We start from the raw sequence: 12177 nt of genomic DNA on the forward strand, positions 1-12177 counted from the left end.
GTCCGATTGTGCCGCAACCTCGATGAGTTAGCCAAACATACGACCTACCTGTTGGGCGAAAAGTACCTTTGCCAGTCAACCCCAAAATTACTCGTCGAAGAATTCGCGAACGGAGCCCAGTATAGCTCTTACACAATGGGTAACGACGTCATCGGAATTTGCGCCGCTAGCTTCGGACCCCTACCCCATTTCGTCTATCGCCATTTCTCCTTTCCGGCCCTGCTGACAGAAGAAGAGCACAAACTGATCGCCAGTGTTTCGTTGAGTTGTTTGCGAATTCTCGACCTTGACTGGGGTCCAGCGCATATCGAATTTCGATGGACGAAGCGTGGTCTAATGGTCATTGAAGTTAATCCGCGTCTCCCAGGTGGGACCACCCCTCGGCTGGTTCAGTTGGCCTACGGCATCGACCTCATCACCGAGCACATCAAGCTTGCTATCGGCGAGGAATGGGATTTGCGCAAATGGCATTCGAATTTTGCGGCCGCGCGATTCCTCGTTCCTGATCGCGAGGGCATGTTTGCCTCAATGAATGTCGACAGGGCCACTGCTATACCAGGTGTCGCCGAGGTGAAATTATACGTCGAACCCAAAACTCCGATCATCAGGAAAGGAGATTACCGAGATACCATCGGACATGTCATCGCTGTGTCGGCCTGCCCAACTCAAACGGAGACAGCACTTCAGCGTGCAATCGACTCGATGGAGTGGTCGATTACCCCATTTCAGCAACATGGCCAACGGGAGTAATTTGCGACCGTTCGTCAAAAGGGCCACTAAATGTAGTCTCGGAGCGAAACGGATGTCTTGCCTTGGTTGGTGCTCGTTCCATCGGGGCAGGGGTATTCGAAAGCATGCCAGAGGCGTTTTGTCATTTGCGATGGCCTCCTTGATCAATGGCACGGCCGAACCGCCGGCGTCGGGCGTCTTGACCTAAATGCCGTTGTCGGTGAGCACGGGTGTGGATCCGATAGGGAACGGCCATGTACAAGAGTAGCAAGAAGTCTCTTGAGAGGGCGGGGGTGTCCTTCCCATACAATTCGAGGACGAGCTTCGAGGTGCGATCCGCTGCTGCCCGCCCTAAACTGCCCTTCCTAGGGTTGGTGGCTCGGACGGTAGGAGCCTGGTCGTCACAACAAGAGGGCGAGCCGTGGCAGACTATAGGGAAGCATTTGCCGCTTCGATGTTGCGAAGCGGAGGAATGAGGTTCGGTTGTTCGGCGAGGTCGACGCATCTCCTAGACGGATCGCTGCATTATCCAAGGGTGCCATTGGATCCACTTCACCTAGGCAGCCCAACCGGCTTTGGCCTCTACCGGGCTGATCCGTTCCTTCGGCCATCAATGAACCGCGGTCGCGCGCCGCTGGTCCTAAGGAAGTAGGAGATCAGATGAGGACAAACGGGGATGCTCTTTCATTGGCAAGGCTGCTCCGCGCCGGCGAACTGACGGCGGTATGGGTTGCCGTGAAGCAAAGCGCGATCTCGTTCGCGCCGCCCGCCGCGGCCGAGACACCGCAGCTCCATTGCCAGCAGTGAGCGCCTTCATGCTCAAGCATGATGCGCCGCGCGTGTTCGGCGTGTCGGCCAAAGATCGTGGTTCGCTGGTCAGGACGTGGACCCTAGCCTTGCGCCGCCAGCGGTGACCGGCACCATCGCTTTGGAGGTCGGCGCCTCGCTCCACCTCTTCAGGTGTCTACTAAGGCCTGTTGAATTCATCGTCAGTTTATGACGGCGGCTGCGAGAGGGTGATTGCGTTGCAGCATTGGTCGGTTTTGTCAGCTCGCGCGGCGGATACGCTTGAGGTCCTTGAGCTTGCAGAAGACGTTCTCGATCAGATGACGACATATAGAGTTCGAGATCGAGTGGCAGAGGCAAGGCGCGCCTCGATGCTGCGAGATGACGATCTTGGCGCGCGTTCGTTCAGATCGGCAATAACGGTGTTGCTGTCGAAAATCGGCAATCGGCTCGCCGAAGGCTATGCCGTCTATTAGCGGGTGACGCCCACCGCATGTAAACGATGTCCTGGCAGGAGAACGAAGCGGACGAGATGCCGAGCGCATCGGTGAGCGCATAGTCATGCCGCCTTTGGAGCGGTCTACGGCTTGGCTAAGGGTCGCCCTTTTGAGACCTGTGGTTGCGTCGATCATGGCGAACTCATGTTAGGCTAGTCCAACAGACCTCTAACAGCCCAACGGAACATCGGCTTTGACCCAATCGCGGTGAAGACGGTGTTCCAACTTCAGAAAGAGGCTGGAAGGCCACGCCACGGACTTCCCGTGCGCACGATCAAAGCGCGGCCTTTATATATTTAGTCGAAACTACAGTCCCATTCTTCGATAAACTGAGATATGCCGTTTGGACCTATCCGTGAACGCACCGCCCGCCCAATCGCCCCAGCGTTCCACCAGTTCTAGCCCTGCGCATTGGGCCATGCTATCGAGCTCCTGATGATAAACGTAACGAACGCGCTCTGGCAATCGCCGGACAGACGTACCAGAAAACCAAAACAGGTTTGAAATCAAATTCTGGTTGAGCGAATCGTGAGCTTCCGCCTTGACGAAGGTATTCTCGGAATCCACGGTTGTGGTAGTCATAGTAACCTTTATACCCCCAAGGAAGCCATCTAATATTGGCACGCGCACCTCTATTACCAAAGCCCCAGCTTCATCAAGAGCCTGCGCCGCACATTTCAGGCAGGATATTTGGTCTTCGCGCTTTAATAGCAGGGTCAGAGTACCATATACAGAATAGATCAGATTGTATCTCTTAACAGAATTGAAATCGACAATACTCCCTTTCCACGCTTTGATAAGATCTGTGCGGTCGGCGAGAAGCTTCAACATGGCGCCCGAATTGTCGATACCTTCGACCTTTACACCACGTTCGCTCAACGGCACAGCCACGCGTCCGTTTCCTATGCCAAGTTCAAGAGCAATCCCTCCACAGGAAAACCGCTCTAAGAAAGCGGCAGTTTCGTCTGCCTCTCCGGTCTTACCTTGCATTGTCGTATATATTTCATAAACGTCTGCCCAATTCTCGTCATAGTTCGTCGCATCACACATCGTGTGTCCTCGTTATGCTTGATGTTCTATTCTCACTGTGCGCGCTTTTTAACTGCGGCATAAGATTTTGCCGCCATATACTTTTGCCCACTTACGCGGACGAGCCCAAAGTGACCGGCGCTGGAGGAAGCCGGTCAGTCCCGCTTCAGGTCCACCAGAGAACAAGATCTGGCCGCGCAAATCCGAAAAAGCAATTCAGCAGCACGCGACGCTTTCCGTTGCCTGATTGACCGGTAACCCCGTGAACGAAGCCGCCATCGATTAGGGCGATATCCCCAGTTTTGAGCTCGAACTCGCGGCAAGGGACGGCCTCCAGATAGGCTGCCGAATAGGGGTATCCAGTGGTCTCCACACCTTGCGATATCCGGTCCGCAACCGTCGGCTTGTGGCTCCAGAGCTTCAGATTGCCGCCTTCCTCAGGCATGCTGGGATAGAGGTTGAGCGCTGCGACCGTATTGTGCGCCACCGCAGAAAGCTCGTAATCATCGCCAGCACGTAAGACTTGAGCGACGTCGTCGTGGGGATCCAAGGAAAACGTGCCTGTGCCCGACCAACTGAGGCCGCGACAAACATTGGCCTGGCCGTGTTCGGAACGCGCCAGCCGCAATTCGATGCCCTGGTTGTGAAGCTCTCGCTTCAACGCCCCGAATACCGCTCGAACCGGGTCAACCAAATTCTTAAAAAGGGCATCGACGTACGGCCGCGCGTTTTCGGCGTCTGCGAAATAGGTGGCTGCATCCTTTCTGTAGTGAGATGCGCCGACATATTGTCCGGGCACACCATCTTTACGCTCTCTGAGACCGGAGCTTCCAATAAAGTTCGTAGTGATCTCCTCGGCTACTTCGGTGCTGAAAGCTTGCTTGATGTGCAGAGCGGTGAGCTCACCTTTCAGGACCGAGATGATTTCCGCAGTGTTGATCGAGCCGGTCCGTTCTTTGATCGAAACCGGCGAGATGGCTGGCACTTGAGACATCTGACTAGGCATTGTCTTGCTCCTGTAGTGCGTGTTCAAGGATGGTGATGCCACGATCGAGTTCGGCATCGGTGATGGTTATCGGTGGGAGGACTTTGATAACGTCGCGATTTGGCCCCGAGGATTCGATAAGAAGGCCATTTTCGAATGCGACATCGTGCACGCGGCCGACAACTGCCGGTGAACGGCATTTCAGGCCGGCCATCAGACCGCGGCCGCGCTTCTGTTCGATGTACCTCGGAAATTTCGCAACCAGGCGATCGAGGTGCGTTTGCAGCCTGACGGCTGTCCGCTCGACACCTGCAGTAAATTTCCTATCCGACCACATCTTGCACATGGCTCCTGCCGTCACGAAGGCGAAATTGTTGCCTCTGAAGGTCCCGCTATGTTCTCCGGGCTTCCATACGTCCAAGTCGGGTCGAATCAGAACGATGGACAGCGGACTACCTGAACCGCTTAGTGACTTGGAAAGACACACAATATCCGGTTCGATTTTCGCGGACTCGAATGAGAAGAAATCGCCAGTTCGGCCCGCACCCGCCTGAATATCGTCGACGATAAAAACAATGCCGTGAGTACGGCAAATGCGCTGAATTTCCATGAGCCAAGCTGCAGACGCGGCGTTCATGCCGCCTTCCGCCTGGATGGTCTCCAGAATGATTGCGGCAGGCTTTTCTATGCCGCTCCCCGGGTCGCTCAAAACGCTGTCGATGTAACTGGCGGAATCGAAAGCTTGGCTCGGATAGCCGTCATAGGGAACACGGATCACATCGTGGCGAGCGACGCCTCCCAGTTCCCTGGTTGAGGCCGAGCCCGACACCGCTAGAGAGCCGAGCGACATGCCGTGGAACGCATTCGTAAAGGCCATGACGCTCGAGCGGCCGGTGTATTTTCGCGCCAGCGCCAGAGCCGCTTCGTTGGCGTTCGTGCCGGTCGGCCCAGGAAACTGAATCTTGTATGAAAGGCCTCTGGGTTTCAGGATCCAATCGACGAACCCTTCAATGAAGTCACGCTTTGCCGCCGTATGCATATCAAGCGACAGAAGAATGTTCTCACCGACGAGATATTCAATCGCCGGCGCCATGATATCCGGATTGTTGTGCCCGTAATTGAGCGCCCCGGACCCAACGAGGAAGTCGATGTATGCGTTACCGGTCTCGTCCCAGATGGTGGCCCCAAGTGCCCTCGCAAAGACGGCGGGAAACGACCGACCGTAGCGACGAACGTTGGACTCATGGGCCGTGAAAGGGTCGGTGTTCATATTGAGTCCTCTGCACTTGGGTCGTTCAAAGAAGAGAGCGATTAATGGCTGGTTGCTCGCGGTAGATGTTCGTCATCTAACATTGAGAGCAGAATGCCGGAGGCAGCCTTGGTTAGTCTGGTGATGCCGGCATCCTCATCAAATATTGTTGGGTTGCGTTGCCCTCCATTCGGATGCTTTCGGAGAATGTGCTGCAACAGGATGGCTTCTAAAGCTTCCGCGAAAGCATCGCTACTATGGCATCAGGTAGTTGACGTACCCCACCCATCGCTGCCCATAGCGCCTCCGGACAAATGTCCAAGGAGATCAGCAGGGTCGCGTCGCCAGAGGTTGTGTCGCTCGGCGGTAGCGAAGCCGCTCGCGAGCGCGCTCCTCAATAGCGCCGTAGCGAGCGAGCGGCTTCGCGGCGGTCATCAATATATTCGCCGTTCAACCTCGGGCTGCGGACACCAACCTGATTCAAGAAACTATTTGATGACCGATGACACAGCGAAAGCCACGCTCTCTTTGAGAAGAATGCGGATTCCGATCTCTTGCGCGATGACTGGCCCGAGCCCCCGGATCAAGAGGGCGGGGCCGCCGTGGACCCCCTTGACGGAAAGCCCGTTCGTAGGCCAGGCGGAAGCAACCGGGAGACGCGCTGGCGAAGGGCCGCATCGGTTTCGAGAACGTCCACTACCGCGACGGCAACCATCCCCGGCCGCAGCTGCGCTGCTGCCTTCAGGCGAGTCGAAAAGGAGATCGTCCGGGAGGGTGAAGGCGTTGACGAGGTGAGCCGTGAGTAAGCAATCAAGCTCTGATCGGGATCGACTAACACTGTTTCCATCCGACCGATGGTTGACCTGTGATCGGCGTTACCTCAAGCTAGGCAGGCCGACAAGCTCGGTTGGAAGGCGAAGACCTTTCGATGAGCTCGTCTCCGAAATGCTCGAGGCCCACTGCCGCGCCTACAGGAACATACTGGCGTAACGTGAAAACACGATGGCGTCGCGGGCAGGTGCATCTGTCGTGGGGCCATCCGCACTGCCAGGCACGCCCTCTCGGCCGGCATGCACTCAGGTCCGGTCGTTTGGGTCGGCGAATTCACACATCCTGCAAAGCAGAAAACCATCTGCTCCATTCATGCGGTCGACGATTTCGCGAAAAACTGGCTTTTCAAACAGAGCGGAGTAACCCTCATATAGAAGGTTGCCCAATACGTGACGCCGTTCAAAATCCATAGAGCACAGGGTAACGTCGCCGTTTGGAAGAAGAACATTCCGATACTGTCGTGCGTCCACGCAGGTTAGGGCTCCGACCACTGGCTGACGTGGTGCAACGATCTTAGGGTCGACGCTTCCACCCCTACTGCTCATGGGCCGCGCTTTTATCAGTGCTTCGGTAGGAATAATGTCGGCTATATCTGGGTGGGGCTCGCCCAAAGCCACGAACCGGATCAAGGGGATATCCGCGTCGACGAGTTGACGAACCAGATCGCGATACTTGTCTCCGACCAGGCGGCTGTTCATGTAGGTGCCATCATCGAAAACATGAACCACGAATACGCCCAAGCGCAAGGCTTGCAATCGTTGCAGGTCCTGCCCGTTCATTCCCACCAGCGTCGTAAAAATCCTGATGCCATGGCCTTTGGCGAAGGCGTGCTCCACCATTTCGGTACAGTCCGGATTGAGCCAAGGTTCGGAGTATCCCGCAAAACCAATGTCGACGGAAGTCGGTACGCGGGCCAGACACCGCTTGAAATCTTCAAGATCCAGATGACTCGCATGAGACACTTTTCTTTGCCGGACCGCGAACTTGTCCTGGGGACAATATGAACATCCTACGACGCATCCCGTGGTCGTCGTTATCTCCAAAACCCTGCCGGCTGTGTTTGCTGAGCGAAGTTCCGGTAAAATCACTGGTGATTACTCCCATCTACTTCCTGCGAAGCGCCACGATGGTGTGCGTGTGCCTTTGGCTTTCTGATACCGCCTGCTGATCTACCGAGGCAACGCAGACATCTACCCTTTTTGGCAGCCTAAGCCGCCCGGTTCACCGACTTGCCGGGCCGACCTTCACAAACTTCCAGCGCGTCGGACCAGAGACAGCATTGCATCTTTCGAGGCATCACTCGCTCCGGAGATGTAGCCTCAACCGTTGGTCGCTGGCCCGTCGCCGAGATGCGCGCGCAGCACCCTCGAACCCGCCGGAGAGAAGCTTTCTGGATGCCGTCGATCATCCTTCATCGAGCGAGTTCCGTGTTCTCATGCGGGTCAGCCCTCACACTATATTGCCGCACATCGACCAGCAAAGGCCGAGCTAGTGCGCCTGGCGCGCAGTTACTGCGAGATAGGCTTCGAAAAGCCCGACAGAGCTAAGACGCTCCGCTGTATTGAACCCGACATGTTTTCTGACAGCTGTCAGATTTTGGACACACATCACTCATCGTCAGTCGCTTAATACGGATGGTAATTTCTTCCAGGAATCGGTGACATTGAACACCACCCTGTCATGACCGCCCAATCTCAGCGAAGCGAACTCAGCATCGCCACCAGGACCAAGCCTGAAGATAAATCCGCCATAGCAGCGTCAACGACATTTTGCTTTCGAGGCCGGATGGATTGCACGAGGTGATTCGCGCCGTGATGCAGGAGGTGCTCGAGGCCGAGATGGACGAGGCGCTGGGTGCTTCGAAGAGCGAGCGCACGCCGGAGCGTCTCGGCTATCACGCGCGCTACTACGGGCGGAGAACTAGCTGCGCACCTACGGCGGTTCGATAATCCCAAGGTTCAAAGCTTTTACAACAGCTACCGTTCTGCTGGTCGCATCCAACTTCCGCATTACATTTTTTAAATGGAAATCTATCGTATTTCGTGATCTGCCTAAAATAGTTCCTATTTCCCAAGATGATTTTCCTTGTGACACCAAATCAATGCACTCTATTTCTCTCGGAGACAGGTTATGAGCTCGTTCCGACGCAGTCGTAGTGTCGAACTTCGTAACCATCCGATGAAACCGCAGCGCGGCCATTTGCAGGTAGGTGATCGCTCTATTCTGCAATTCGCAGTCCGAGGATTGAGCAAAACTCACAAACCTAAAGCTGCCACCAGGGCCATGTAATGGGACGGTAACGCCTGACCTCAAGCCGAATGTTGCTGCTTCGTCCAAGACGCGGCGTCCATCTTCAGTTATGCTTTCATCGGTATACACCTCGCTCCATCGAAAGGGTCCCGCCTCCTTTCGACCTTTCTTGATGAGTGGGTCTATTTTGGCATAGCCCATTCTCGAGTAGCGCTCCTGCCATTCAGCAGGATAATTCCACATCACCACAGAACCCTCTCGGTTCGGCTTGAAAACCCTCTGTTCTGATGCGAGCGACCCATAGGCAATCCACGGGCAATCGAAATTCAGCGCAAACGCAGACAACAGTTCGAACAACTGTTCGGATTGAGCGACATCATCAGTCATCTTGAGGAATAGGTCTAACTCCACCGCAATCCGCCGGAGTTCCATGATGTCTCCTTCATTGCGTTCTCATTGGTGCACAGTTTGCTCCAACCCAGCCTCGCAACATCCGAAGTCAACGGGACTCGAGCCGGAGTTCCTTCCGCCACCTGGAGTACCCTCAAGAGTCGTGCCAGCTTGCGAGCGAAGCTTCTCCTTCAGGTCGTCAATCGACGGGGGAGGTACCCAGGAGGCGAACCGACAGCACTGTGTCGGGGAGCGCACAATCCGACAGTCGAGCATTCGATTGACGGAATATGGGCAGGAAAGTATTCGCGGCGCGCTTTTGAAATCAGCACCTAAGTGCCGGGCCTGAGAAAGCTGCATTGCAACTGTACTTATTTGATCGAGGCAAGAACAAGCTCAAAATTCAATCGATACATCGACCTTCTTTTCCAATCTCCCGAGTTGAGCAGCCGTAGCAATCGTATTCGACTGGATGGCGGCTGACTTTCTCCAGGCTCGGTAACCTGCTGAATTTGTCCTTCGGATGTTCCCGCTCAGTTGGCACGACTTTTGAACTCACCGTCGTGAGGCGGCAAGAGCTGCCCGCCAAAATTGATGCTGTTATGGGGGAGGTCGAAATTCCAGTTTTGTCTTTTATCGTCTTTGGGACCGAGCGTGTTGATGCGCCCGCTTGGAAACTATGAGACGTTTCCCCGTCCATGGGCGCGGCGCCACTTGTCGCGACGTTTTCGCCTTCACTGTTCGCCTCTGGAACAGGCAGCCGGCCCGGCTCGCGATCATCATGACCGCGATGCTCGCCTCCACGCTGGCTGACGTGTTGATGCCGCTCTATTCTGGCCGACTTATCGACGCTGTTTCTCGTGCTGCTAATGCGGCAGCACCAGCTTCGGCAGCTGTTGCAGCATTCTCTGTACCGATTGCATTGGCACTCGGTTCCATTGCCATGCGCCACGTCGCCTTAATTGGCCTGAACGACTTGGTGTTGAAAATGATTTCCGACGTCGCGACCGAAGCGTTCCATCATGTGCAGCGCTTTTCGACAGACTGGCATGCAAACAGCTTCGCCGGCTCGACAGTGCGCAAGATAACGCGCGGCATGTGGGCGCTCGACCTCCTCAACAGCACGATACTCGTCACGCTGCTCCCGTCGTTTGTCATCTTGATCGGCTCGACGGTGCTGCTCGGCTGGCACTGGCCGGTCATGGGCGTGATCTTTGCTTGCGGCTCTCTCGTCTACCTTGCGTTTTCGATTTCGCTGTCGCTCGGCTATGTCGCGCCAGCGGCGAGCCTTGCCAACCGATGGGACACAAGGCTCAGCGGCGCGCTTGCGGACGCGGTCAGTTGCAACGCTGTGGTCAAGGGCTTCGGCGCAGAGGTTCGCGAAGACGAGCGGCTTGCAAACATCATGACGAAATGGCGGCACCGCGCGCGCCGGAGTTGGGTGCGCGGAACGATCATCGGCTCAACCCAAGGCGTAACTTTGGTTGCGCTCAGGGTGGCGGTGGTCGGATATGCCCTGCTTCTGTGGTCGCATGGACAGGCAACGCCGGGCGAGATAGCATATGTTCTCACGTGCTTCATCGTCCTGCAGGGCTATCTGCGTGATGCCGGCATGCATGTCCGCAACGTGCAGCACTCGGTTAATGAGATGGAAGAACTAGTGGCCATCCACAATCAGCACGTGGATGTTGCCGATCGTCCAGAGGCCAAGCCGATCCGGATCACGAAGGGCCGTATCGATTTCGAGAACGTCCACTTCCGCTACGCCAACCATCCCCTGCCGCTCTATAGCGAATGTTCGCTGTCGATTGAAGCTGGCGAAAGGGTTGGGTTGGTTGGACCCTCCGGTTCCGGCAAGACAACATTCGTGAAGCTGATCCAGAGACTCTACGACCTGAGCGGCGGCCGGATCCTGATAGACGGTCAGGACGTCTCCGAGGTGACCCAAGAGTCCCTTCGTTCGCAGATCGCGATCGTGCAGCAGGAGCCGATCCTGTTTCACAGGTCGCTTGCCGAGAACATCGCCTATGGCCGGCCTGGCGCGAGCCGGGCCGAGATCGAGCAAGCGGCACGGCTGGCAAGTGCCCACGAATTCATCGCGCCCCTGCCGAAGGGCTGTGGGACATTGGTCGGCGAAAGGGGTTTGAAGCTCTCCGGCGGCGAGCGCCAGCGCGTGGCGATCGCGCGCGCCTTCCTCGCGAACGCGCCGATCCTTATTCTGGACGAGGCCACATCGAGCCTCGATTCGGAATCCGAGGTGCTCATTCAACAAGCGGTGGATCGGTTGATGGTGGGCCGAACCACACTCGTCATCGCACACCGGCTGTCGACGGTCCGCTCGCTCGATCGGCTGCTCGTCTTCGACCGTGGCCGCATCATGGAGGACGGCGATCATGCCGCGCTGATCAATCTCGATGGTGGCATTTACCGCCGCCTGTTCGAACGGCAGGCGTTGGAGCTAGCGAAGGGCCTGGCCTGAGCGCCAACCGGATTGCGCGACGCGCCGAGCCGTTGCCGGAGAGGCGTGTGGCAGTGAGGCCTTACCGACGAGCGGCGGGCGTTACGGCCGGCAAAACCAGCACGGCCGGAACTATCCGCCAAGCGGGCGAGCGGGAATGCACCACGTCTAAGCTTCGGCGAATGCGCGCAGTTACACGCGGGCACCGAATTGTCGCGCCTAACGGCGCACGCACCAAAAGGGCGGGAATGTCGACGGCCCGGCCCTCGCCGTTACCCACATTTTGCCAAAGGAAGCGAAGTCAACGCACATTGAGAGGGCGGTGCTTCCCGGCCGGCTGGGATCCCTGTCGCTGGCCCAACCTACCGCACGCCGACCACGTCAACGCTTCAAAGTCCCTTCGGTTCGCAAAGTCGTCCCCTTGGAGACCCGGAAGCGCAGGAGCTCCGACCGCAGTCTTCGCTCAACTCTGGCCATCTGCTCCGGGATTGGATTCCGTTCCCTTGCTAGCACAGTGGCAGCTGAGGACGAACTCGCCGGCCTCGTGTCTTTCTATTACGGCCAACGGGCTTAGGAAGAGATTGGATTCGCCGGCCCTCTGCGGAGCGAATGAACAGTTCTACAGATCATCGACGTCCGCGAAAAAGAGCACGCAGCCGAAATAGCAGGCCTGAAGCAGCAGCGAACAGGCCAGCGTCGTGACGACTGCCACACGGAGCGAATCCAAAGCGAAGTAAATCATCGACGCATTGCTGCACAGGACCAGCCCCACGAGCCGACAAAAAGATGAAGTGCAACGCCGTTCTCCTGGTTTTCGCCAGATCATGTTGCGAGCTCGTCGGCCGCAACATGCGTCTGGCAGTTCTTGGGGCAGACGCGGCCGCAGGCTCCGCAGCCTATGCAGCGGCCGGCATCATCGACAACCATGATCATGCGATTGAGCTTGCCGTCGAAATCGTCGTCCTCGTCATCG

At 56.7% G+C, this 12177-nt stretch carries 10 protein-coding genes and 1 pseudogene; 4 read left to right on the forward strand and 7 right to left on the reverse strand.

Annotated elements, in window-relative coordinates; translation table 11 throughout:
* Together EN964_RS10785 and EN964_RS37635 are read left to right on the forward strand one after the other, a co-directional pair.
* Positions 1–750 (forward strand): ATP-grasp domain-containing protein (locus tag EN964_RS10785; RefSeq protein WP_127276348.1); only part of this gene is annotated, 750 nt, incomplete at its 5' end.
* A gap of 956 nt (positions 751–1706) precedes the next feature.
* A complete protein-coding gene (locus EN964_RS37635) occupies positions 1707–1991 on the forward strand; it encodes a hypothetical protein (protein WP_127270507.1) in 285 nt (94 codons plus the stop codon).
* A gap of 327 nt (positions 1992–2318) precedes the next feature.
* Here the strand turns inward: EN964_RS37635 and EN964_RS10790 are convergent, their stop codons facing one another.
* The 4 genes from EN964_RS10790 to EN964_RS10810 all read right to left on the reverse strand — a co-directional run bounded on the left by EN964_RS10790 (position 2319) and on the right by EN964_RS10810 (position 7068).
* Positions 2319–3062, reverse strand: a complete 744-nt coding sequence (locus EN964_RS10790) for a class I SAM-dependent methyltransferase (RefSeq protein ID WP_127266826.1) — start codon at positions 3060–3062, stop codon at positions 2319–2321.
* 145 nt (positions 3063–3207) lie between these two features.
* Positions 3208–4047: a hypothetical protein gene (locus EN964_RS10795; protein WP_126104996.1), complete on the reverse strand. Its 840-nt coding sequence runs from the start codon at positions 4045–4047 to the stop codon at positions 3208–3210.
* A complete protein-coding gene (ectB, locus tag EN964_RS10800) occupies positions 4040–5296 on the reverse strand; it encodes a diaminobutyrate--2-oxoglutarate transaminase (protein ID WP_127206334.1) in 1257 nt (418 codons plus the stop codon). Before ectB ends, EN964_RS10795 begins: the two co-directional genes overlap by 8 nt.
* 1055 nt (positions 5297–6351) lie before the next feature.
* Positions 6352–7068 (reverse strand): radical SAM/SPASM domain-containing protein, encoded by a 717-nt coding sequence (locus EN964_RS10810; RefSeq protein WP_236383545.1) that lies wholly within the window; start codon positions 7066–7068, stop codon positions 6352–6354.
* 718 nt (positions 7069–7786) lie between these two features.
* Here EN964_RS10810 and EN964_RS10815 point away from each other — a divergent pair.
* Positions 7787–8022, forward strand: a pseudogene (locus EN964_RS10815) (transposase); the annotation flags it as partial.
* 16 nt (positions 8023–8038) lie between these two features.
* Here the strand turns inward: EN964_RS10815 and EN964_RS10820 are convergent.
* Positions 8039–8788, reverse strand: coding sequence for a LuxR family transcriptional regulator (locus tag EN964_RS10820; RefSeq protein ID WP_127266824.1), 750 nt, complete (start codon positions 8786–8788; stop codon positions 8039–8041).
* Between the two features lie 637 nt (positions 8789–9425).
* Here EN964_RS10820 and EN964_RS10825 point away from each other — a divergent pair.
* Positions 9426–11225: an ABC transporter ATP-binding protein gene (locus EN964_RS10825; RefSeq protein WP_127266823.1), complete on the forward strand. Its 1800-nt coding sequence runs from the start codon at positions 9426–9428 to the stop codon at positions 11223–11225.
* Between the two features lie 598 nt (positions 11226–11823).
* On the opposite strand, the gene EN964_RS10830 is transcribed toward EN964_RS10825, so the two are convergent.
* A complete protein-coding gene (locus EN964_RS10830) occupies positions 11824–11976 on the reverse strand; it encodes an exopolysaccharide production repressor protein (RefSeq protein ID WP_245490642.1) in 153 nt (50 codons plus the stop codon).
* Between the two features lie 50 nt (positions 11977–12026).
* A partial coding sequence (locus EN964_RS10835) for a 4Fe-4S binding protein (RefSeq protein ID WP_164748146.1) occupies positions 12027–12177 on the reverse strand: 151 nt, incomplete at its 5' end.

Source organism: Mesorhizobium sp. M7A.F.Ca.CA.001.10.2.1 (assembly GCF_003998575.1).
Classification (GTDB): Bacteria; Pseudomonadota; Alphaproteobacteria; order Rhizobiales; family Rhizobiaceae; genus Mesorhizobium.

Excerpts from the sequence above, each read along its gene's own strand:
- EN964_RS10790 (WP_127266826.1), bottom strand. The coding sequence starts at position 3,062 with ATGTGTGATGCGACGAACTATGACGAGAATTGGGCAGACGTTTATGAA.
- EN964_RS10795 (WP_126104996.1), bottom strand. The coding sequence starts at position 4,047 with ATGCCTAGTCAGATGTCTCAAGTGCCAGCCATCTCGCCGGTTTCGATC.
- EN964_RS10825 (WP_127266823.1), top strand. The coding sequence starts at position 9,426 with ATGAGACGTTTCCCCGTCCATGGGCGCGGCGCCACTTGTCGCGACGTT.
- EN964_RS10820 (WP_127266824.1), bottom strand. The coding sequence starts at position 8,788 with ATGGAACTCCGGCGGATTGCGGTGGAGTTAGACCTATTCCTCAAGATG.
- ectB (WP_127206334.1), bottom strand. The coding sequence starts at position 5,296 with ATGAACACCGACCCTTTCACGGCCCATGAGTCCAACGTTCGTCGCTAC.